This window comes from Colwellia psychrerythraea (assembly GCF_000764225.1).
Taxonomy (GTDB): Bacteria; Pseudomonadota; Gammaproteobacteria; order Enterobacterales; family Alteromonadaceae; genus Colwellia; species Colwellia psychrerythraea_D.
In genome coordinates this window covers 297,674-321,968 of the sequence record NZ_JQED01000055.1, presented here as the reverse complement: position 1 = coordinate 321,968, position 24,295 = coordinate 297,674, and the positions used below count along the sequence as shown (strand labels likewise).

Genomic DNA, 24,295 nt, shown 5'->3' with positions numbered 1-24,295 from the left:
TAAATTGTAACGGGTAATAAAATTAAGTTTATCAAGCATATTTAAGCAAAGAAAATTTAATTTAATCTAGCTTTTTCACGTAATTAAATCCTATACTGCATAAAACCACAAATGAACTATGGTTATCTTGTATAACTTGATCTACATCAATAAAATAAATTAGCAAATTATTAAACTGAGCCGTAAATCTAGCTTAATTTAATCATAAACTTTCGAGAGCATTATGAATCAAGCAACATCTCCTGAACAACAAAAAAAACATGAGCGTAATACCTTCATATTTCTAGCTGTATTCCTAGCTCCCATCTTATCGGTAATCATTGTTGCCGGCTTTGGTTTTGCCGTATGGTTCAGTCAACTAGCATTCTTAGGACCACCAGGATCTTAAGCACTTGTTTACCAAGAAAACCAATAATGTGGAAAAGCTAGCAGACCCATCTAGGCGTCGATTATTTCGCGGCCGTGTAAAAACACAACAGGTTATGCGATTACCTTGGGTAATTAATGAAGCGGTTTTTACTTCTGGCTGTACTCAATGCCAAGACTGTATACGGAGCTGTGAAAGCAACATTATTGTTAAAGATGAAGATGGCTTTCCTAAAGTCGACTTTAACCAAGGTGAATGTACTTTTTGCAACAAGTGCATTGAAGTATGTGAGCAGCCATTATTTTCAGGGTTCTTTCCAAAAGACATCACTGAAGGCTCTACTGAAGATAATGCTAAGAAAGCTTGGCCCGTCACCTTGGAAATTAACGATAAATGTTTAGCCAAAAATAATATTTACTGTCAAAGCTGTCGTGATGAATGTGAAACGAGTGTCATTAAATTTAATTACCTCAACTCAAGTATTCCACAACCCAGTATTAGCGAAGTAGATTGTAGCCAGTGCGGTGCTTGTATAAGCGTTTGCCCACAAAACGCAATAGCATTTAACTTTGATCAAACAACGGTTTGAAAAATAAATCAAGAAATATATGACACAAAATAACCATAGATCATCTGAATACCACGTAGCTAGTCTCGTTGCCTCGCCAATATTGGCACAACTGGATGAAGTGAAAGCGGTTATTACTGCTGTTGAAGGTGCCGAAATTCACGCAGTCAGCGATGAAGGGAAAATAGTTTTCACTGTTGAAGGTACTGGATTTAAAGATCTTGACAAGAAAATAGATATTATAAGAGTCCATAAAGGCATACTTAATTTATCACCAGTTTATCATCAGGTTCTAGATGAAGAGCAAGAAAAAAAACTTGCAGAAAGTGATAAAGCTGATGAGGTTAGCCACCAAGTAAAATAACACAAGAAAAATAGCTCTAGAAAAAGTATATAAAATATAACCATTTATTTAAAATCGAATCAAAATTATCAAAAGGAAGGTGACATTATGACAATTAATCGCCGAGAGTTTATAAAAGCAAATGCCGTTGCTGCTGCTGCTGCTGTTGCCGGAGTATCTGTTCCAGCAGTAGCTTCAAATTTAATTACCAGTTCTGATATTACTAAACTTAAGTGGGACAAAGCTGCTTGTCGTTTTTGTGGTACTGGTTGTAGTGTTAACGTAGGTGTAATGGATGGAAAAGTTGTTGCAACCCACGGTGATATTAAATCACCAGTAAACAAAGGCCTGAGCTGTGTTAAAGGTTACTTTCTTTCAAAAATAATGTACGGCAAAGACAGACTTACCACCCCTTTATTACGTATGACCAATGGTAAATACGATAAAGAAGGTGAATTCACGCCAATTTCTTGGGATCAAGCTTTTAATGTCATGGCTGAAAAAGCTAATGATGCATTGAAAAAAGATGGTCCAGAAGCGCTAGGTATGTTCGGTTCAGGTCAATGGACAGTGCAAGAAGGTTACGCGGCTTCAAAATTGATGAAAGCCGGTTTCCGTACAAACAATATCGATCCTAATGCTCGTCATTGTATGGCATCTGCTGTTGGTGGTTTTATGCGAACCTTCGGTATCGATGAGCCTATGGGTTGTTACGATGATTTAGAAGCTGCTGATGCCTTTGTATTATGGGGCTCAAACATGGCTGAAATGCATCCAATTCTTTGGACGCGTTTAACTGACCGTCGTTTAAGTGCACCACACGTAAAAGTTGCGGTATTATCTACGTTTGAGCACAGAAGTTTCGATTTAGCCGATAATGGTATGATCTTCACGCCACAAACAGATTTAGCAATTTTGAACTACATTGCTAATTACATCATTCAAACTGATCGTGTGAATAAAGATTTTGTTAACAAACATACTAACTTTAGAATCGGTCAAACGGATATTGGTTACGGTCTTCGTCCTGAGCATCCGCTAGAGCAAAAAGCTAAAAACAACGATAAAACTGCTGGTAGTTCTAAGCCGATTGATTTTAATGAATACGCAAAGTTTGTTAGTACTTATACAGCAGAATACGTATCAAAACTTTCTGGCGTTCCAGAGCATAAATTAGAAGCACTTGCTGAAATGTATGCGGATCCAAAAGTAAAAGTAACCTCTTTCTGGACTATGGGCTTTAACCAACATACTCGTGGTGTTTGGGCAAACAACTTAGTTTATAATATTCATTTATTAACCGGTAAAATCTCTACTCCTGGTAACAGCCCGTTCTCATTAACTGGTCAACCTTCGGCGTGTGGAACGGCTCGTGAAGTAGGTACTTTCTCACACCGTTTACCTGCAGACATGGTTGTAAAAAACCCTAAGCATCGCGCTATTGCTGAAAAAATCTGGGACTTACCTGAAGGCACTATTCCACCGAAGCCTGGTTACCATGCTGTTTTACAAAACCGCATGCTTAAAGACGGTAAGTTAAACTTCTATTGGGTGCAGTGTAATAACAACATGCAAGCTGCTGCCAACATTAACGAAGAGGCTTTCCCAGGTTATCGTAATCCAAAAAACTTTATCGTAGTATCAGATCCATACCCAACAGTTACCGCACAAGCTGCTGATTTAATTTTACCAACAGCAATGTGGGTAGAAAAAGAAGGTGTATACGGTAATGCTGAACGTCGTACACAGTCTTGGTATCAAATGGTTAAAGCTCCTGAAGGCGCTAAATCAGATATGTGGCAATTAGTTGAATTTTCTAAGCGCTTTAAAGTAGAAGATGTTTGGCCTGAAGAGCTTATCGCTAAAAAGCCAGATGTACGTGGTAAAACATTATTTGATGTACTTTATAAAGACTCTTCTGTTGGTAAATTCCCATTATCGGAAATTCCTGAAGATCGCTTAAATGATGAATCACGTGATTTTGGTTTCTATATTCAAAAAGGTTTATTTGAAGAATATGCATCATTTGGCCGTGGTCATGCACATGATTTAGCTCCTTATGACAGATATCATCAAGAGCGTGGATTACGCTGGCCTGTCGTTGATGGTAAAGAAACCAAATGGCGCTTTAAGGAAGGTTCAGATCCCTATGCTAAGCCAGGCAGTGGTTGGGACTTTTATGGTAAAAAAGATGGTCGCGCAATTATCTTTGCTTTACCTTATGAGCCTGCAGCAGAGTCTCCGGATGATGAATACGACTTATGGTTATCAACTGGTCGTGTATTAGAACATTGGCATTCAGGCTCTATGACACAGCGTGTACCTGAGTTATACAAAGCAATGCCTGATGCACTTGTTTACATGCACCCTGATGACGCTAAGAAACGTAATATGCGTCGTGGCGATTTAGTTAAACTTATTTCTCGTCGTGGTGAAGTACAAACCCGTGTAGAGACAAGAGGGCGTAATAAGCCACCAATCGGTTTAGTTTATATGCCTTGGTTTGATGCAAGTCGTTTAGTTAACAAAGTCACTTTAGATGCCACAGATCCATTATCGAAAGAAACGGATTACAAAAAATGTGCTATCAAAATTGTTAAAGTTTAGGAGTCTACAATGAAAAAATTAAACCTAGCAGTAATTGCCAGTTTATTGGTAGTAGCTGTATCGCCAATTATGTACTCTCTAAACGCCAATGCAGCAGATAAAGAGACAATTAACTCTGTAGCTACCCTTAGGGATGCAACCCCTATCGATGTGCAAAAAGAACCCAATGCTATACCTAAGGTAGTTAACAAAGATATTAAGCAAGGTCGAAACTACCCTATGCAGCCACCTGTTATACCTCACACTACGCGTAGCTATGAGGTAAATAAAAATAACAACAAATGTATGTCTTGCCATTCTCGTCATCGTACAGAAAAAACACAAGCACCTATGGTTAGTGTGACACACTACATGAACCGTGATGGCAACTTCTTAGCTGAAGTGTCACCTCGTCGTTATTTTTGTAACCAATGTCATGTGACTCAGCTTGATGCTAAACCTTTAGTGGAAAATACTTTCACTGATATGCACAGCTTGATGAAAGAAAAATCAAAAGCTAATAAGCACTAGGAGTTAGTATGAAAAATTTGCTTAAAATTGGTTGGCAAACTGTTAGAAAGCCAAGTGGTTACTACAGCCTTGGTGCATTAGTTATCGGTGGCTTTATTGCCGGTATTATTTTCTGGGGTGGTTTCAACACTGCACTTGAAGTAACTAATACCGAAGCGTTTTGTATTTCATGTCATGAAATGGAAGATAATGTCTACGAAGAGATGAAAACAACCATTCACTTTTCGAACCGCTCTGGTGTACGTGCAACATGCCCTGATTGTCATGTTCCACATGCCTGGACTGATAAAATAGCACGTAAAATGCAGGCTTCAAAAGAAGTTTGGGGCATGCTTTTTGGTACTATCGACACGCGTGAGAAGTTCTTAGCTCATCGCAGAGGTTTAGCGGAAAACGAATGGCGTAGACTTAAAGCTAATGACTCATTAGAGTGTCGTAACTGTCATAACTTTGATTACATGGATTTTACTGAGCAAAGTGAGCGTGCTTCTTATCAGCATTCAACAGCACTTGCTGATGGTGAAAAAACCTGTATCGATTGTCATAAAGGCATCGCACATCAACTGCCTAATATGAAGGGTGTTGAAGGCTGGTAATTTTCGTCAAAACACGACAACAGTCACGTTAACTAAAACCAGTGCTTGTCACTGGTTTTTTATTGCCTGCGATTAGGTATTCACTCTCTAAATGCACTTTAAAAAACACCTACTAGCACTAATAATTTATATTTTCTTACACATATTTTAGCCAGCAATAAAGGGCTAACAAACGATTTGTATAAGCTTTATACCAACTTAGATTAAAAAAAACTAGTCAGTAATTATTTGCCATATTTTTGAATTTTTTTTTAAAAGAGGCATTGAAAATAGCGATTATCTTACCTATGTTAAACAATATACTTGGAATATTTTAATAATTAGTAATAAAGGTCGAGCCAATGGTAAATGATATTGACGATAACTTTCCCGACGAAACAAATGAAAACAGTTCAGATGAAGGTACTGACAACAATAGCCTAAAGGGTACTTCTTTAGCTGAAAAACAAGCTCAAGAACAAGCCCAAAAAAACCTGTTAGCGCGTAAGCGCATTGATGAATTGAGAGAGAAAAAACGCCTTAAAGACTTATTAGATGATAGTGAGGATTGGTAGGCTATAACAAATTATAATTCATCTTGGTATTACCTTGATATAACTTTGCAATAACGTCATTTAAGCATAGAATAACTGCATATTTTTATTTCTGTTAACTTTGAATATTATGACGTTATTTGAAAAACTGCGTTGCCTATTTACCTTTGGTCAAGGCGTCGCATTACCTCTCCCAGAACTCTCTTCTAACTCAACACCCGATCAATTATTTGAACAATGGTTCGCTGATGCAAATAAATCAGGGATATTATTGCCTGAAGCAATGTCTGTAAGTAGTTGTAATAATGACGGACAGCCTAGCTCTCGCATGGTGCTTCTCAAAGACTATGACGAAAAAGGCTTTGTATTCTTTACCAATTACGCAAGCCGTAAGAGCCATGAACTTACTGAAAACAACAAAGTAGCCTTATTATTTCACTGGAATGTTTTACAACGGCAAATACGCATTGAAGGTACTGTTGAAAAAGTATCGATACAAGAGTCTGCCGATTATTTTCATAGTCGAGACAGAGGTAGTCAAGTTGGTGCTTGGGCATCAAAACAAAGTCAAAAACTTAAGTACAACGATGAACTCAAAGATCGCATGAGTCATTATCAAGATAAGTTTTCAGAAGGAGAAGTACCTCACCCAGAGTTTTGGGGAGGATGGCGTGTAAAACCTCATGCTATTGAGTTTTGGCAAGGCCGAGCTAATCGTTTACACGATCGCCTATGTTTCGAAAAAGAAGGTGAAAGTTGGCTTAACCACAAATTAAACCCTTAGCTATAAGTGGAAATTTTTGCTCTATAAGAATTCTCAGCAATTACTGTACTTTAATTGCTGAGACCGCAAATGACAATTTACGCTTTGGGTGAAGGGATGACTTTAGGTTTTTGACAATTAGGTCTATTACCCGCTTTATAAAAGGCCATTGAACTCGGTAAGTGCTCCGTTAGCTGTTCAATGCGTGTCTTATTTGATGGATGAGTCGACATAAATTCTGCGGGAGCATCTTGACTCAACTTCGCCATATTTTGCCATAGCTTGATACTCGCACTCGGTTCAAAACCAGAACGTGCCATCAGATCTTGACCAACAATATCAGCCTCACTTTCATGCGCGCGACTATATGGCATAATAACGCCATATTGTAGCCCTAAGCCCAATCCAGCCATCCATAACCCTTTATTTTCAACATCTGCCAGACCAATAGCAGCAGTTGCCGCAACCATGCCCATATTCTGTAGTTTATTGGCTGATAAACGTTCATTTGAGTGATGTTCAATAACATGGCCTACCTCATGACCAATAATTGCCCCTAACTGGTCTTGATTTTCGGTAACATTAAGAATACCTGTATAAACGCCAATTTTGCCACTTGGCAAAGCAAAAGCATTCACTTGAGCAGAGTCAAAGACGACAACTTCCCAGTCACCTTTATGAACAGACTTAGCTACATTTTTTGTGATAGCTTGTGCAACGCACTGGACAAAGTCATTGGTCGCTTTATCTGTACTTATTGGCGTTTTCTTTTTCATATCTTCAAATGAAGCAGCACCCATTTTGTCCAATTCGGCATCTGAAAATAACATCACTTGTTTTCGACCAGTACTAGAGCTGCTACAAGCACTAAGCACTATTAGCGCGCTAAGCATAATGAGAAGTAGTTTCATGGCTATCTTATATAATCCTTAAATAATAATTAACGGTATTTTATGACGATGACTATCAATATACTAGTCAGTAATTTCCTTAGTTTTATATAAAGCGTTAAGACACAATGAAATAGGCATAAAAAAGCCGAGCTGAGCTCGGCTTTATAACAGTACACTTTGTTAGCTAAACGCTAACCGCCCACTAAGGCCAGTAAAATACCTGCGGCTACGGCAGAGCCAAGTACACCTGCAACGTTAGGACCCATAGCATGCATTAATAAGAAGTTATGTGGGTTTGCTTGCAAACCAACCTTATTAGCAACACGTGCAGCCATAGGTACGGCAGATACCCCTGCAGCACCAATTAATGGGTTAATAGGCTCTTTAGAGAACTTATTCATTGTCTTGGCCATAAGCACTCCAGATGCAGTACCTATTGAGAACGCCACAGCACCTAATGCTAGAATACCTAAAGTTTCAACATTTAAGAAAGCCTCTGCACTTAGCTTTGAACCAACACCCAGACCTAAAAAGATAGTGGTAATGTTAATTAACTCATTCTGCGCAGTAGAGCTTAAACGGTCAACAACGCCAGACTCTCGCATTAAATTACCTAAACAAAACATACCTACTAACGGAGTTGCCGAAGGTAAAAAGAAAATTGTCATGGCAAGTACACCAACCGGGAAAATAATTTTCTCGATTTTAGTAACCGGTCGCAACTGCTTCATCTCAATTTTACGTTCTTCGTCAGTGGTAAATGCTTTCATAATTGGCGGTTGAATAATCGGTACTAATGCCATGTATGAATACGCTGCAACAGCTATCGCACCAAGTAATTCAGGTGCTAACTTTGAAGCGAGGAAAATAGCCGTTGGACCATCGGCACCACCAATAATGGCGATGGCAGATGCATCTTTCAGGGTAAATTCTATGCCAGGAACATAATTTAAAGCGATGGCGCCAAATAAAGTAGCAAATATTCCAAACTGAGCCGCAGCACCTAAAAGTAGTGTTTTAGGGTTAGCAATAAGGGCACCAAAATCTGTCATAGCACCAACGCCCATGAAGATGATGAGCGGGAAAATACCCGTATCAACACCTGCATAATAGATATAATGCAATAACCCACCAGCTTCTGAAAAGCCAGCAACAGGGATGTTAGTTAAAATAGCGCCAAAACCCATAGGTAATAATAACAAGGGTTCAAAATTTCGAGCAATGGCAAGATAAAGCAAACCACAACCAACTAACATCATCACAACCTGACCTAGCTCAAAGTTTGCTAGGCCTGTTGATAACCATAAAGTATTTAAAGAATCCATGTCGGCCTCTAAGAGAAACTAAGTAAGGCATCACCAACGGCAACTGAATCGCCCTCTCTGGTGAACAAAGATACTATTTCGCCAGTCGAAACTGCACGGATTTCTGTTTCCATTTTCATCGCTTCCATGATGATAACGACATCGCCAGCTTCTACGTGGTCACCTTCATTAACTAAAACTTTGAAGATATTACCTGCTAATGGAGCATTTAATGTCTCTTCAGCGGTAATAGAGGCAGATTGTTTCAAACCATCATCACCCGCTGGACGCGTTACAGATTCAATAGAACCGCCAGCTGCAACAACAACATCATATACCTTACCATCAACACTTACAGCATAACTCTCAGGAGAAGATACAGGATTTGACGGTGCGCTACTTTGTGGCTTTTCACTTACTTTAGTTGGAATTGGCTCAAACGCAGCCGGATTATTGCGATTTTCTAAAAACTTCAAACCTATTTGAGGAAATAAGGCATAAGTTAATACATCATCAATCGTGTCATCAGCTAAGTTAATATTCTTTTCTGCAGCTAACGCTTGTAACTCAGCTGAAAGCTTATCTACTTCTGGATCAAGTAAATCAGCAGGACGACAAGTAATCACTTCTTTACCATCTAACACACGTGCTTGAAGTTCCGCATCAACAGGCGCTGCAGTCGCACCATATTCACCTTTCAAGACACCCGAAGTTTCTTTGGTAATAGACTTATAACGCTCACCAGTTAATACGTTAAGTACGGCCTGTGTACCAACAATTTGTGATGTTGGCGTAACTAATGGGATATAACCTAAATCTTTACGAACTTTAGGTATTTCAGTTAATACTTCATCAAACTTGTCAGCAGCACCCTGTTCTTTTAACTGATTTTCCATATTTGTTAACATGCCACCAGGAACTTGTGCCGTTAATATACGTGCATCAATGCCTTTTAAGCTGCCTTCAAATGCAGAATACTTTTCTCTAACTTCACGGAAATAAGCCGCGACTTCAGCCATTTTTTCTACATTAAGGCCAGAATCACGTGAGCTACCTTCAACAATAGCAGCAATTGTTTCTGTTGGTGAATGACCGTACGTCATACTCATAGAAGAAATAGAGGTATCGATAACATCAACATCACTATCTATAGCTTTCATTTGAGTAGCAACACTTAACCCTGTAGTCGCATGACAATGTAACGCGATAGGTAGAGATACTGTTTCTTTAAGTTGGCTAATTAACTCTGCTGCATCGTAAGGTTTCAATAAACCAGACATATCTTTAATACACAGTGAATGAGCCCCCATATCTTCAAGTTGCTTAGCCATAGTTAACCAACCGTCCAATGTGTGGACAGGGCTTTCAGTGTAACTTAATGTTCCTTGGGCATGCGCACCAACTTTAACCGCAGCTTTAATAGAAGTTTGTAGGTTTCTTACATCATTCATTGCATCGAAAATTCTAAACACATCAATACCATTGATGTGAGCACGTTCAACAAACTTTTCTACCACATCATCGGCATAATGACGATAGCCTAGTATATTTTGACCACGGAACAACATTTGTTGCTTAGTCTTAGGCATCGCTTTTTTAAGTGCACGGATTCTTTCCCAAGGATCTTCACCTAAGTAACGAATACACGAATCAAACGTTGCACCACCCCAAGACTCAATTGACCAATAACCTACTTCATCTAGCGTTGCTGCAATAGGCAACATATCTTCTAATCTAAGCCTAGTGGCTAGAATTGATTGGTGTCCATCTCTTAAGACAACTTCGGTGATACCTAATGGCTTACTCATGTTAATGCCCTTTTATCTAATTTTTAAAATATAATGGTGAAGAAGAGTTTCAATATTGACCAAGCTTACTTGTCGTGGCCATGTTGAGTACGATAGCGTTTGACTGCCCCACTTATTGCGGCAACAACTGCTGGCGAAATATCACCATTAGCTGTGCTTTTACTCTTACTTTTTTTATTAGGTCGAGAACTCGGTACTGCAATAGCATCGGGAAACTTGACCGCTAGCTTTGCCAATACAGTATTAATAAAAACGATTAATACCCCTAGAAATGCAAACACAAATACCATTCCCGTTAACATGAGTGTTCCAGCTTCTATAAACTGCTGCTGCATATTGTCCATTTTTTACTCTCGCTCAAAAATCTTACAATTAGAATAATCACTCCAATACCTACATTGCAAACAATATTATCGTGTTTCATAAAAATAATTTACCGTCAACCCCAAAAACGATGAATATTCATCATCAGAGCAGAAATATACATGCAATTTTGCATACTTTAAATATTGTATACATTATCAAAACCATGAATATAGGCTATCAGAATTAGATAAAGGCTAATTTTATACAATATACCGCAAATACTACTGCATTCATTATCATTGAATATACATCCAATTTTTTGAATAGCCCCCAGCCTTTTTTAAATGAACTAATAGTATATAGTTCATTTTACCAATTAGATAAACTATGCCAGTGATAAACTGGGGTAGGCTGAATTGAAGGGCATCAAAAATAAAGATAGCGACTTCCGCCTTGTTATTTATCACCTGAATACTAACCATATTAACAAAGCTTTAGTAAACGGCACATAATCTCATTGAGTGCTTGATATGATAATAACTAAGGCGAAAAGCGCGTACATAGTTGATAGCGGCATTTAAGAGTCATATAGAGCACTGTTCCTACTCATTTGATATGCATTGCAATTCAATGGGTCAAGTTCTCTCTTAATGACAGCAATTACATTTAGATTATCGACACTGATAATAAATAAGATAGTTCTAAGTTAGAGATAATATTCACATCACTAAATAATCAATTATTCATTTCATTCAAATAACTATAAGGTAACCTCTATCAAAAAGATTACCTCAGAAACAACTAAACAATCAATGAGGCTAGCACTTGAGGAACCAATAAGCACAATAGGAATAAGTGTCCCCTTCCACTGTATAATAAAGGCTATCCAGCCGAGTTATGCATTACTTGATGAGGGTTAAATTTCACCTATTATCATAAAAACCCATTAGTTCAGACAGGTTGCTGCTATCTAAAAACTGCAATGGTTTAGTTCGGGCAGAATAAACCTAGCAAGCGCTATTTTTGTATAACTACTGACATAGAAAGTTGGTGGGTGCGACAGGAGTCGAACTTGCGACCGAAAGGAAACTCAGTTGTCGCCAGCTCTATATTTAATTAAGGCCATCGAGCAGAATACAAATAAATCATAACTTTCTTTTCAGCCTCAACAACAACGGCTCTAATTTCTGATTATTGCTTTCTGATAAAGGAAGTGGAAGCTATATTTCAGGCATAAAAAAACCTAGCAAAAGCTAGGTTTTTTACATCTACTTACGTAGAAAAGTGGTGGGCGCGGCAGGAGTCGAACCTGCGACCGCCTGGTTCGTAGCCAGGTACTCTATCCAGCTGAGCTACGCGCCCACAATATGAAATTTATTTACCCAGCCTTTACACAAGCTGCTTTATGCTAACACTTTACCAATATAGCAAAATTATTAGAATATTCTAACATAAAAAAACCTAGCAAAAGCTAGGTCATTTTATATCTACTTACAGTAGAAAAGTGGTGGGCGCGGCAGGAGTCGAACCTGCGACCGCCTGGTTCGTAGCCAGGTACTCTATCCAGCTGAGCTACGCGCCCACATTATGAAATTTATTTATACAACCTTAACATTAGTTGTTCTTCATTATTTTATCACTTGAAGAAAGTGGTGGGCGCGGCAGGAGTCGAACCTGCGACCGCCTGGTTCGTAGCCAGGTACTCTATCCAGCTGAGCTACGCGCCCTCATGAACTATTTTTTATATCTTAGTCTAAAGATAAGAACTTTCGTTCTACACAACCATTACTCTTCGTAAGAAGAAAAATGGCGGAGAGGGAGGGATTCGAACCCTCGATCCGGCTACAAACCAGATACTCCCTTAGCAGGGGAGCGCCTTCGGCCACTCGGCCACCTCTCCAATGGGTGCGAATAATAAGGGATTCTAAAAATAAGTCAAACAATTTTTGGTATTTATTTAGTATAAATTTCTGTTTGCCGACAATTCAGGCAATTATGCCATTTTTTAATCATCAACAGAGTGCAGTGCATAAAAAAACACCGCCTTAGCGGTGTTTTTTATAGTCATATAAAACTATATATATGACAGTAGTTATCAGATACTCTAAAAATTAATTAAATAATTAGACTTTATTACCTGAAGTTTCATTATCGCCTTTTTCGGCTTGGATACGCATGTAAATTTCTTCACGATGTACCGAGATTTCTTTTGGTGCATTAACACCTATTCTTACCTGATTTCCTTTAACGCCCAAAACAGTCACGGTGACTTCGTCACCAATCATTAATGTTTCACCTACGCGCCTTGTTAATATAAGCATACTTTCTTCCTTATCCTTTAAAGTGAGATCACTAAATAAATATATATAAGCTAGTAATATATTAAAATTAGTTACTTTTTTTAATCCATTCACTATAACTAATAGTCAATTTTTTATAAAAAGTCATTATCCACTAAAAACACCATATCCCATGGTAGTTTTCTGTGGAACTTCAAGTATGAGTAATAATAAATATTATTGCTCATACAAACGGTCGTATTTTAGCAACATTTCCTTATCATTGAATAGCTTTATAGCTTACTTTTCCAACCAAAGCTGTGTTCATTTGTAACCTTTTCTGTGTTTTATTTAGAAACTAGCAACATAACAGCAATTATTTATTTATTTTAGAAGCTTTTCAGTGCACCAATAATACAAAAGGAAGCATAATGCTTCCTTTTTAACTTCTTCCAATCAGTATAAGTTTATACTTAATTTTACAAAAACTTACTAACTCAATTTGTCAGTTAACCATACTGAGACACTGTCAAGGGCTGAAGTTATGTTTTCAGGTTGACTACCACCTGCTTGTGCCATATCAGGGCGGCCACCACCTTTACCACCGACTTGTTGAGCAACCATATTAACTAAATCACCCGCTTTAACACGACCGACTAAGTCTTTGGTAACACCAGCAATTAAGCCAACTTTAGGACCATTAGCAGTTGCCAACATAATGACACCCGATTGCATTTTGTTTTTAAGCTCATCAACCATACCGCGTAATGCTTTACTTTCTACACCACCTAAATCAGCAATAAGCACCTTAACACCATTAATCTCAATAGCATTATTTACCAGATCTGAGCCAGCTTGCGCAGCAAGTTCCTGCTTAAGTTGTCCAACCTCTTTTTCAAGCTGCTTAGAACGGCTTATCAGTAGCTCTACTTTACTGCTTGCATTCGCTACATCACTTTTAACTAATGTGGCAATATCAGTTAACGACGCAGTTTGTTGATTTATAAAATCAAGTGCGCCTGTACCCGTGACCGCTTCAATACGACGAACACCTGCAGCAATACCCGACTCAGAAACAATTTTTAATAAACCGATATCACCGGTTCTATCAACATGTACTCCGCCACAAAGTTCTAATGAAAAATCACCGAGCGTAACAACACGAACTTCATCATCATACTTCTCACCAAAGAGCGCCATTGCGCCTTTGGCTTTTGCTTCTTCAATATACATTGATTCAGTCTGTCTTAAGTGGTTACGACGAATTTCATTATTTACCATTTGCTCAACCGCATGTAACTCTTGAGCGGATACACCTTCAAAATGAGAAAAATCAAAACGAAGTTTTTCACTATCACACAATGAGCCTTTTTGGGTTACATGCTTTCCTAGAATTTTGCGCAATGCTTCATGTAATAAATGTGTTGCAGTATGGTTTTTAACAATTGCCGCTCTGCGCTCAACATTAATCTCGGCTTTTACACGTCGATTTAAACCAACATCTGTACGCGCTATGCCTTGATGGGCAAATGCATTCCCTAGTTTGATCGTATCTGAAACTTCAAATACTCCACCATCAAGGTGTAATAAACCACTATCACCTACTTGACCACCAGATTCAGCGTAAAATGGTGTGTGATCTAATATCACAATGCCTTGCTCACCTGAGCTTAATTGGCTTACAGCTTCATGATCTTGGTTGTTAAATAACTCAACGACAGTCGCTGAATATGCGTCATTTTCATAACCTTTAAACACTGTGTTATGATCAGATTTAAGCTGTTGATTATAATCAGTACCGAATTGGCTCGCTTGTTGTGCACGTTCGCGCTGTTGACCCATAGCTACATCAAAGCCATTATGATCAATCTTTAATTGACGCTCACGAGCAATATCTGCGGTTAAATCAGCTGGGAAACCATAAGTATCATATAGCTTAAAGACATCATCGCCTTTGATGGTATCGCCCGTTAAGTTACTTAGAATATCTTCAAGTAAAATCATGCCGCGATCTAGTGTGCGACCAAATTGTTCTTCTTCGATACGCAACAGCTTTTCAATAATAGCTTGCTGTTGCATTAACTCAGGATACGCTTCACCCATTTGCTCAATTAATGAAGCAACAAGTTTATGGAAAAAATGTCCTGTAGCTTCTAATTTATGGCCATGGCGGATAGCACGACGAATAATACGACGAAGCACATATCCACGACCTTCATTTGACGGTACAACACCATCAACAATTAAAAAACTACACGAACGGATATGATCACTAATAACACGTAGTGATTTATGTTCAAGATCATTGCAATGAAGTAATGCAGCAGTATCTTTAATCAATGCTTGGAAAATATCTATTTCATAGTTGCTGTGTACATTCTGCATAATCGCTGAAATACGCTCTAACCCCATGCCTGTATCGATGGACGGGTTGGGTAACGGCTCCATAGTACCGTCATTTTGACGATTATATTGCATGAATACTATGTTCCAGATTTCGATAAAACGATCGCCGTCTTCATCAGGTGATCCTGGAGGTCCACCAAACACATCTTCGCCGTGATCATAAAATATTTCTGAACATGGTCCACATGGGCCAGTGTCACCCATAGACCAGAAGTTATCTTTAGCGCCTATACGTATAACACGTTCTGCCGGTACACCAACTTTTTCAATCCATATTTTTTCCGCTTCATCATCTTCATCAAAAACGGTGATGGTAAGTTTTTCTTTGGGTATTTGTAATATCTGCGTTAGGAAATCCCAGGCAAAGAAAATGGCTTCTTCTTTAAAATAATCACCAAAGCTGAAGTTACCCATCATTTCGAAAAAAGTATGATGACGTGCCGTGTAGCCGACATTTTCTAGATCATTATGCTTGCCACCTGCTCTTACACAACGTTGTGCGGAGGTTGCTCGGGTATAACTACGTGTCTCAGCACCTAAAAAAACATCTTTAAAAGGTACCATGCCCGCATTGGTAAACAATAATGTTGCATCATTTCCAGGAACGAGTGAGCTACTTTTAACTATTTGGTGTTGTTTGGTGGCAAAAAAATCTAAAAATGCCTGACGGACTTCGGCGGTGCTTCTAATCATGGGATACTCAACAAATCAATTTAGGTCTATGTTAATTCGGGTCTATTTTCATTTTATTTTATTCTAATATGGCAGAGATTTCATCACTGGAATCTCCACGATATAATAAAAAAAGAATCTTTTTGGCATGTTCTCTTTGTGCTGTTTTTATATCAAGCTTACATTCTGACTTTTTCTTAACAGAGTGCTTGCTACCAAAACGCTTATTATACGCAAGCTGAGCTTGAAGATACCAATCTATTTCACAACTTTCGCGCAATTATTGGATAATTGTTGTTCAGATAGCTTTTTGTTCTAGCAAATAATGCCAGTAGCACTAACTTATTGACCACATAATAAGAATTAGTAGGCTTCAACAGAGATACACGATAAACGATCATTACGTAGGCAATCTTTTTCTGCTGTATTTTAACTTCTGTTTAAATATCTTTAGCGGAAAGATTACGTAAAAAAGCAGTGACCATGATCGAGTACCAAATACTAGCTTCGTTCCAATTAAATAACGGCATTCGGTATTATCGGACTTATTACCTTTAGTTTCCCCCCTCGTCAACTTTAAAGTGCAAGTGACAACTGCTGGCTCTCATCTGAGTCATCAGCGAAACCAAGAGTTAAGCCAACAAGCCGTATATTGCGTTTATTTGACCTGCTGTAGGCTTTTGACAATAAACTGACAAAAAGAGCTCGTTGACATTCATTACTCTGTGTTTCTACCGTTGTTTGATTGAAATCGGTGAACTTAAGTTTAACCCCTTGTCTGATGATTTCTCTGTTACTGTGAGGCGCAAGTCTAGTAAGTAGTTTTTGATACAAAGAATCAATCACAAGCTTGCATTCATCTTGGCTAGATATATCGCGTGATAATGTAGTTTCAATTGCTAGCGACTTTCGTTTTCGACTGACTTCTAACTCTCTATTATCGACACCATGCGACTTTAAATACAAACTATTTGCAAACTTACCGACAATATTTTGTAGTGCTCTAATATTACTTTCACGGACATCTGCACAGGTTGTGTAACCATGTCTTTTTAATTTTTCAAATGTTTTTGGGCCAATACCAGGTATTTTCTTTAGTGAGAGTTTTTCGACAAAGTGAGCTACTTGATCAGGAGTAATAACGCATTGACCATTAGGTTTATTTTCATCGCTGGCAATTTTTGCTAAAAACTTATTTGGTGCAATTCCAGCCGACGCAGTTAAGTTTAATTCATTAAAAATATCAGCACGTATCTGCTGAGCAATTAGGGTTGCACTACCCTGACACATTGTCGCTTCAGTCACATCTAGGTAAGCTTCATCTAAAGATAAAGGCTCGATAAGCTCAGTATAACGAAGAAATATTTCTCTAATACGTATCGAGGTTTCTTTATATACGTCCATTCGACCATGAACAATTTTAAGGTGTGGGCAAAGTTGTTTTGCTTTAATAGCTGACATTGCTGAACGAACACCAAACTGTCGGGCTTGATAATTACTGGTACATAAAACAGAACGAGGGCCATCCCCACCTACAGCCAAGGGGATATTTTGGTATTCAGGAAAGTCTCGCATTTCAATGGCTGCATAAAAGCAGTCCATATCAATATGAATTATTTTTTTCTGATTACTCATTTGCCCGCCCAAAACACTGTATATTAAAACAGTATACTATTTTTGCCTGGCTTAGCAAATGAGTTTAAATAATTGACAGCTTTCTACACTTATTCCTAGTTTTTTAGCCTTTATTAAACCAGTAGTGAGTTTTAGCACGCAATTAATTAATAATATGTGGAGGCTTATTTTAGAACTGGCGACCCCAAAGTTGGCGCTAACACGTCAAACAATGCATCTATATGATCATCACGATCATTCAACGCTGCAATATAATGATAACTTTCACCACCTGCCTCTAAAAACACTTCACTATTTTCATGAATTAACTCTTCAAGGGTTTCTAAGCAATCAGCACTAAAAGCAGGGCTCATTATCGCAACATGCTTTATACCTTGCTTCGGCAGGTTTTCTAGGGTTTCATCTGTATAGGGGGTAAGCCACTCAGCTTTACCAAAGCGTGATTGAAAAGTCATGATAATTTCATCATCAATAAAACCTAAATTATTTTCAAGTAAGACTCTTTTTAGTAATAGCGTCGTTTCCTGACAGAAATCATAATACGGATCCCCCCACTTGCGAAACTGCTCAGGCATGCCGTGGTATGACAAGACTAAGCGCTCAGGTTTACCATGGCTTGACACATGCTCTTTAACTGTTTCAGCTAACGCTTGAATATAGAATGGATTATTATGATAAGTATTCAAAAAATGGATAGACGGTATATAACGCCACTTTTGTAACTCTTTACTAACGGCATCAAAGGTTGAAGCTGTTGTTGGCCCGGCGTATTGAGGGTAAAGAGGCAATACAACAAGTTTATCAACACCTTGTTGTTGAAACTTTTGTAAAACACTGGCTATTGATGGATTTCCATAACGCATGGCAAAGTCAACAATAACATTATCACCGTAATGGGATTTAATTTTAGCTGCCATTTTTACTTTTTGTGCAGTCGTAATAGTGATTAAGGGTGCACCATCATCTTGCCAAATCGTTTGATATAATTTGGCCGATTTTGCCGGCCTAATACGTAAAATTATGCCGTGTAAAATTATAAGCCACACTAGTCGCGGAATTTCTACCACACGAGGATCAGATAAAAATTCTCGTAAATAACGACGTACTGCCCCCGTCGTGGGCTCATCCGGTGAGCCTAAATTAGTTAACAATACCGCTGTTGTTGAGCTTTTCTTTCCTTCAACTGAATTACCACTATTTTGTTTACGTCCACTAAAGCGAGATTTCATGTGACTTTTTCTTCTTTTTTAAGTTATAGCGTAAAAGTCGATTTGTTACTCAACTAGATTATTTACCACTAATTCAAGTATTTCACTGCGATTTACATCAATACCAAGCGCTTCTGCTTTATAGTCACCTGATTTAATACCAACGCCACCTTGCTTTGAAACAATGGCATATATATGCACTTTCTCTACGCTACTTAAATTATTCTCGCTGGTCATCGCTTGGCTATTATTCAGCACTACTACGGTAGGTAAATCGCTCGCTTTCATTTTAACAGCTGCTAGCGGCATACGCTGACCATTAGTAGGCACGGCATAAATAAATACCACACGATCTTCACCTTGTGCCATTTGCTTTGCAACTTCAGCTGACAAGCTGACATTCACTTTTAATTGTGGTCCCGAACCTGACTCGACTTGTGGCATTTGTTTCGGGGTTTCTACTGTTATGCCAAGTCTATTTTTAGCTTCAGCGACCGCTTCTTTTAGCGCAGTAATATTGACGCCTTGATTATTTGCATCGATAACACGCTGCCAGTGAGTGATAGCCTTTTGATAGTTTTCACCAATAAAACTGTGCATACCTAGTAAGATATTGGTTGAAGGATCATTGATATCTAGAGCTAAAGCTTTATCAATATATTCTTGTACCTGAACACTAATCTGTTGATCATTTTTGTAATAAAGCGCTTGTGCAATTGCCCCTAAAATATCGGCGTGCTCCCCTTCAATTTTGATCACTCGTTTAAATGCAATAACCGCTTCATCAAAACCACCAACGGCTACATAGGTTTGTCCCAAGTTATACCAAGCCTCACTATCGTCAGGGTTAGAATCAATATGTTGTTGTAGTTTTTCAATATGTGCCATCGCCTCAATTTCACGCTGTCTAAGCATTTCTTCTTGCGATTTTATTTCTTGTTGACCATGGCCTGTAGGTAGTTGAGTAATGATCTTATAGCTGCCCTGTTTGTTATAAAGCGCAACTGAGAAAATGATAATAAAGACACTCAAACCTAGCGGCCAAAAAGGTGAATAAGTTTTACTTACCTTAGTGATAGCTTTTTCTTCTGTTGAGTTACTTTCAATATCTTGCAATAGAGTCTTATCAAGTTCAGCTAAGAGATATTGATAGTTTTCTTCATCAATCCCCCCTTCGCCGTAATCTTTTTCAATCTCTTTTTTGTGCTCATGATATAAGCGGATATTGGTTTCATCACGCAAACTGCTATCTACACGAACATCTTGTGTCTTCTGTTTAAAGAAAGGACGCCATACAATCAATAATAATAAAATTAAAAATATAAGGCCTATTACTAAAAATTCCATAATGCTATCTACTACTTCTTTTAATTTATCGCGTGCTAATATCAATCAGAGTTATTAATTACTTAGTAAGTATTATTCCGATTGCTATACCTATTTATCGTTTGTTAAGTTTTTAAGCTTCTCTTGCTGTTCTGATGATAGAGACAAGTTTTTTTTGTCGACAGGTTTTCTGCGAACAATCACAATGACTATTATAATCCCTAACAAAATCAACACTGCTGGACCAAACCATAAAACGTAAGTCAATTCAGAAACTCTTGGGCGATATAAAACAAATTCACCATAACGATCTACCATGAAATCAACAATTTCACTGTCCGCTTTACCTTGTTGCAATAACTCATAAAGCTCTCTGCGTAAATCGGCTGCAATAGGTGAATTTGAATCCGCTAAATTTTGGTTTTGACATTTAGGACATCGTAACTCTTTACTTAGTGCTTGAAAGCGAATTTTTGTCACTTCATCATCAAATTCATAAGTATCTACAGGACTTGCAGCAACGATATTCGCACTCAAGGAAAATATCAAAGTAGCTATAAATAGACTGAGTAAACGCATGTTATTTCCCCTGCTTTTTTTCTTCAACTAGCTGAGCAATTAATGGCTCAAATTCACGACGCCAAACGCGTGTATCGATTGCACCAGCAAAACGTTTACGGATAATACCATGATGGTCAATGACAAACGTTTCTGGAGCGCCATAAACCCCAAGATCTAAGCCTAAAGTGCCTTCTTCATCAAAAATAGAAAACACATAAGGATCTTCATAATTTTGCAACCATTGCATTGCACCATCACGATTATCTTTGTAATTCAAACCATATAACTTAACTTGCGGGTCTTTGGCAATATCAACTAAATAAGGATGCTCATATTTACACGTTGGACACCAAGTAGCCCATACATTAATCAGAACAATATCACCAAGGAGATCTGCCTGAGTGACCATTTTTTCACTATTATTAAGTGATTGCAGTGAAAAGGCTGGCATAGTCTTACCAACAAGTGCCGACGGCATGTCTTGTGGATTAAGTGATAAACCACGATATAACACGACACCTAATGCAATGACTAATACCAAGGGTAAAAAACGAATTAGCTTACCCATAATTATGTCTCCGATACTTTTGCTGTATTTGTTGGCGTAGCAGCCACGACACTTGTCAGTGAATCAGCAATGACAGGCGAGCTAGCAACGACTGATTTTCTACGGCGATAACGCTTATCAAGCATTGACATAATACCACCTACACTCATGAAAATTGCCCCTAACCATATCCAACGAACAAATGGTTTGTAATGTACTCGAATAGCCCATGCTCCTTCTGGTAATGGGTCACCTAAAGCAACATATACGTCGCGGAACAAACCAGGATCAATTCCTGCTTCAGTCATGCCCATGGTTTGTACACGATAAGAGCGTCGTTCTGGCTTGAGTAAGCTAACAAACTCACTTTCGTTAGGACCCGTAACCTTATAAATATTTAATTGGCCTTGCTCTGCACTATAATTTGGTCCTTCAACATGCTTAATGCCCTTAAACTCTATTTCGTAACCTGAAATAATTACTTTTTCATTTAATTCCATTTTGACATTAGTTTCGCTTTCATACATTGAAACGATTGTTACACCAACAATCGTGATAGCAATACCCGCGTGGGCTGTTGCCATACCTAAATGACTTGTCGTTAATTTTCCGGCTAGTTGATATTGGTTTACAACTTCTTTGACAACCACTAAGAAAACCCAAGTTGCTAATGCTATTCCCATGGCAACTAAGGCATTAAACTCTCCACCGTAGATCACTGGAAATAATAAACCAAAAGCAATACTAAAAACTGAAGGGCTTAATAATCGCTTACGTAATTCGCCTTGTTTCGCCTTTTTCCAACGGATTAAAGGCCCTATTCCCATAATGATAAATAAAATACTCATGATAGGAACAAAGACAGCATTAAAGTACGGCGGACCAACTGAGATTTTTCCGTAACCTAAAGCATCAACTAATAATGGATATAATGTACCTAACAGTACGGTAACTGCTGCAACAACCAAAATAACGTTACACAAAAGTAGCGCCGTTTCACGTGAATAAAAGGCAAAGCGTGAAAAACTCGCTACTGTGCTTGCTCTAAAAGCGTATAGCGTTAAAGAGCCACCTATCGCAATAGCAAGGATCATAAGTATAAAGATACCGCGAGAAGGATCTGCAGCAAATGAATGCACCGAAGTAATCACCCCTGAACGTACTAGAAATGTACCTAATAAGCTCAAACCAAAAGCAAATATTGCCAGTAAAATTGTCCAGTTTCTAAAAGTGCCACGCTTTTCAGTCACAGCTAAAGAATGTATTAGTGCTGTACCAACAAGCCAAGGCATAAAGGATGCATTTTCCACAGGATCCCAGAACCACCAGCCGCCCCAACCAAGTTCATAGTATGCCCACCAGCTGCCTAATGCGATACCCATAGTTAAGAACATCCATGCGCCTACCGTCCAAGGACGAGACCAACGGGCCCAGGCAGCATCCATTTTTCCAGCCATCAAAGCGGCCACAGCAAAAGCAAAAGCAACAGCGAAACCAACATAACCCAAATATAACAATGGCGGATGAATGATTAAACCAACATCTTGTAGCAATGGATTCAAATCACGTCCTTCCATTGGCACATTCGGCCACAAGCGATCAAATGGATTAGAAGTTAGCAAAGTAAAAGCAATAAATCCGATAGCAATCATGCCCATGACGGCTAACACACGAGAGACAAACTCTTCATCAATATCTTTAGAATAACGCGCAACAGCAGCTGTCCAAGCAGTTAATGAAAATACCCACAATAATAATGAGCCTTCATGTCCCCCCCAAACAGCACTAATTTTAAAATAATAGGGTAAATGAGTATTAGAATGACTAGCGATATACTTAATGGAAAAATCGTCTACGACAAAACTGTAAGCAAGAATAACAATGCTGATACCAGTGAAAAAGAACATACCGTAAGTCAGTGGTCTAGCATAAGTCATGAGTTTCTTTAAAGAACTCTGCTCAGGGCTATGAACACCTATTAATGGGATTATCGCTAAGCAAATAGCAAATGCTAAAGCAATTATAAGGGCTAAGTGACCAAGTTCAGGTATAAGCTCAGGCATTTGTGTTGCTACCATATCGGGTATCATTGGGTTCTCCGCTTTACTTCAAAAAACTATTAACCATGAGTAATTAGTAAACAATACTAATTAGGCTAAAAATTATCGCGTCATACTAACATTTTATAGATTCAAATATTAATGTAAATTAACGACTCAAGTTGTTTCATAATGTTACAAGTTTCTTGGGCTATGTTAATGTCGGCTATGGTATTATATCACCCAAAGTGATTATACGATCCATATCAAGAATTACTCGACAAACATACGCTAGAATTCAGTCTCCTAGCTTGATGTAATAGACTTTAACAAAACGTTGAAAAAGAATAGTGAATACATTGTCCAAAAAAAACGCAACCCCTTTGATCAGTGCTAAAAAACTGACATGCATCCGAGAAGAACGCTTGTTATTTGATGAATTATCACTTCAAATCAATCCCGGTGATATTGTGCAAGTTGAAGGTCCTAATGGCTCAGGGAAAACCAGTCTATTACGTATTTTATCAGGTCTTTCTCAACCCTACGATGGAAAAATATTCTATAAAGAACAGCTAATTAGTCGTTGTCGAGAAGAATTCCATCAAAATTTACTTTACTTCGGGCATTTATCTGGCGTAAAAGGTGAGATGACCGCTGAAGAAAACCTTGATTTTAACTTGGCACTACATGGTTACAATACTGAAGATTCTTTAGCGAATTTAGCCAAAGTCAACCTTTCTGGCTTTGAAGATAGTCTGGCATCACATTTAAGTGCTGGCCAGCATAGACGTATTGCCTTAGCACGCTTATACCAGAGCACGGTGCCTATTTGGATATTAGATGAGCCCTTTACCGCTATTGATAAGCAAGGTGTGGCGAGCTTAGAACAGCTATTTACCCTTCATGCTCAGCGTGGTGGTTGTGTTATTTTAACGACTCACCAAGATTTAATTAGCATTAAACCTGAACAAATCAAAAAAATCACTTTAGATTACAGCTATGATAGTGCTCTTGATTAATATGC

21 protein-coding genes and 4 tRNA genes are annotated in these 24,295 nt (G+C 38.3%); 9 read left to right on the top strand and 16 right to left on the bottom strand.

What is annotated here, in order from left to right:
- The first annotated feature begins 223 nt into the window (after positions 1-223).
- The 8 genes from napE to pdxH all read left to right on the top strand — a co-directional run bounded on the left by napE (position 224) and on the right by pdxH (position 6,308).
- The gene (napE, locus tag ND2E_RS02375) at positions 224-388 is read left to right on the top strand and encodes a periplasmic nitrate reductase, NapE protein (RefSeq protein ID WP_033095571.1); all 165 of its coding nucleotides are present in this window, start codon (positions 224-226) and stop codon (positions 386-388) included.
- Positions 389-392: 4 nt separating this feature from the next.
- Positions 393-956, top strand: coding sequence for a ferredoxin-type protein NapF (locus tag ND2E_RS02380; RefSeq protein ID WP_223303701.1), 564 nt, complete (start codon positions 393-395; stop codon positions 954-956).
- Positions 957-975: 19 nt separating this feature from the next.
- On the top strand, positions 976-1,299 hold the full coding sequence (locus ND2E_RS02385) for a chaperone NapD (protein WP_033095570.1): 324 nt from the start codon (positions 976-978) through the stop codon (positions 1,297-1,299).
- Positions 1,300-1,386: 87 nt separating this feature from the next.
- Positions 1,387-3,885, top strand: a complete 2,499-nt coding sequence (gene napA / locus ND2E_RS02390; RefSeq protein WP_033095569.1) for a nitrate reductase catalytic subunit NapA — start codon at positions 1,387-1,389, stop codon at positions 3,883-3,885.
- A gap of 9 nt (positions 3,886-3,894) precedes the next feature.
- Complete coding sequence (locus ND2E_RS02395; protein ID WP_033095568.1) at positions 3,895-4,395, top strand: nitrate reductase cytochrome c-type subunit; 501 nt, start codon at positions 3,895-3,897, stop codon at positions 4,393-4,395.
- Between the two features lie 8 nt (positions 4,396-4,403).
- Entirely contained in the window at positions 4,404-4,991 is a 588-nt protein-coding gene (locus tag ND2E_RS02400; protein WP_033095567.1) for a cytochrome c3 family protein, read from the top strand.
- A gap of 341 nt (positions 4,992-5,332) precedes the next feature.
- Positions 5,333-5,545 (top strand): PA3496 family putative envelope integrity protein, encoded by a 213-nt coding sequence (locus ND2E_RS02405; RefSeq protein WP_033095566.1) that lies wholly within the window; start codon positions 5,333-5,335, stop codon positions 5,543-5,545.
- Between the two features lie 109 nt (positions 5,546-5,654).
- Complete coding sequence (gene pdxH / locus ND2E_RS02410; protein WP_033095565.1) at positions 5,655-6,308, top strand: pyridoxamine 5'-phosphate oxidase; 654 nt, start codon at positions 5,655-5,657, stop codon at positions 6,306-6,308.
- A 77-nt stretch (positions 6,309-6,385) separates the two neighbouring features.
- Here the strand turns inward: pdxH and ND2E_RS02415 are convergent, their stop codons facing one another.
- From ND2E_RS02415 to ND2E_RS02485, 16 genes are all read right to left on the bottom strand, one after another.
- Positions 6,386-7,198, bottom strand: a complete 813-nt coding sequence (locus ND2E_RS02415; RefSeq protein WP_033095564.1) for a M48 family metallopeptidase — start codon at positions 7,196-7,198, stop codon at positions 6,386-6,388.
- Positions 7,199-7,371: 173 nt separating this feature from the next.
- Positions 7,372-8,505: a sodium ion-translocating decarboxylase subunit beta gene (locus tag ND2E_RS02420; RefSeq protein WP_033095563.1), complete on the bottom strand. Its 1,134-nt coding sequence runs from the start codon at positions 8,503-8,505 to the stop codon at positions 7,372-7,374.
- 8 nt (positions 8,506-8,513) lie between these two features.
- Entirely contained in the window at positions 8,514-10,292 is a 1,779-nt protein-coding gene (gene oadA / locus ND2E_RS02425) for a sodium-extruding oxaloacetate decarboxylase subunit alpha (protein WP_033095562.1), read from the bottom strand.
- A 65-nt stretch (positions 10,293-10,357) separates the two neighbouring features.
- Positions 10,358-10,636, bottom strand: coding sequence for an OadG family protein (locus ND2E_RS02430; protein WP_033095561.1), 279 nt, complete (start codon positions 10,634-10,636; stop codon positions 10,358-10,360).
- Positions 10,637-11,883: 1,247 nt separating this feature from the next.
- Positions 11,884-11,960 (bottom strand) — tRNA-Arg (locus ND2E_RS02435).
- Positions 11,961-12,103: 143 nt separating this feature from the next.
- Positions 12,104-12,180 (bottom strand) — tRNA-Arg (locus ND2E_RS02440).
- A 68-nt stretch (positions 12,181-12,248) separates the two neighbouring features.
- A tRNA-Arg gene (locus ND2E_RS02445) sits at positions 12,249-12,325 on the bottom strand.
- An 80-nt stretch (positions 12,326-12,405) separates the two neighbouring features.
- Positions 12,406-12,498 (bottom strand) — tRNA-Ser (locus ND2E_RS02450).
- A gap of 223 nt (positions 12,499-12,721) precedes the next feature.
- A complete protein-coding gene (gene csrA, locus ND2E_RS0122030; RefSeq protein ID WP_033095559.1) occupies positions 12,722-12,919 on the bottom strand; it encodes a carbon storage regulator CsrA in 198 nt (65 codons plus the stop codon).
- Between the two features lie 450 nt (positions 12,920-13,369).
- Positions 13,370-15,976 (bottom strand): alanine--tRNA ligase, encoded by a 2,607-nt coding sequence (alaS, locus tag ND2E_RS02455; RefSeq protein WP_033095558.1) that lies wholly within the window; start codon positions 15,974-15,976, stop codon positions 13,370-13,372.
- Between the two features lie 555 nt (positions 15,977-16,531).
- Positions 16,532-17,590, bottom strand: coding sequence for a DNA polymerase IV (gene dinB / locus ND2E_RS02460; RefSeq protein ID WP_033095556.1), 1,059 nt, complete (start codon positions 17,588-17,590; stop codon positions 16,532-16,534).
- 164 nt (positions 17,591-17,754) lie between these two features.
- Entirely contained in the window at positions 17,755-18,819 is a 1,065-nt protein-coding gene (hemH, locus tag ND2E_RS02465; protein ID WP_033095555.1) for a ferrochelatase, read from the bottom strand.
- 45 nt (positions 18,820-18,864) lie between these two features.
- Positions 18,865-20,145, bottom strand: coding sequence for a c-type cytochrome biogenesis protein CcmI (ccmI, locus tag ND2E_RS02470; RefSeq protein WP_033095785.1), 1,281 nt, complete (start codon positions 20,143-20,145; stop codon positions 18,865-18,867).
- Positions 20,146-20,235: 90 nt separating this feature from the next.
- Positions 20,236-20,703, bottom strand: a complete 468-nt coding sequence (locus ND2E_RS02475) for a cytochrome c-type biogenesis protein (RefSeq protein ID WP_052056960.1) — start codon at positions 20,701-20,703, stop codon at positions 20,236-20,238.
- Between the two features lies 1 nt (position 20,704).
- Positions 20,705-21,253, bottom strand: a complete 549-nt coding sequence (locus tag ND2E_RS02480) for a DsbE family thiol:disulfide interchange protein (protein WP_033095554.1) — start codon at positions 21,251-21,253, stop codon at positions 20,705-20,707.
- Between the two features lie 2 nt (positions 21,254-21,255).
- Positions 21,256-23,295, bottom strand: a complete 2,040-nt coding sequence (locus tag ND2E_RS02485; RefSeq protein WP_033095783.1) for a heme lyase CcmF/NrfE family subunit — start codon at positions 23,293-23,295, stop codon at positions 21,256-21,258.
- Positions 23,296-23,630: 335 nt separating this feature from the next.
- Here ND2E_RS02485 and ccmA point away from each other — a divergent pair, with 335 nt between their 5' ends.
- Positions 23,631-24,290, top strand: coding sequence for a cytochrome c biogenesis heme-transporting ATPase CcmA (gene ccmA, locus ND2E_RS02490; RefSeq protein ID WP_033095553.1), 660 nt, complete (start codon positions 23,631-23,633; stop codon positions 24,288-24,290).
- Positions 24,291-24,295 lie beyond the last annotated feature (5 nt).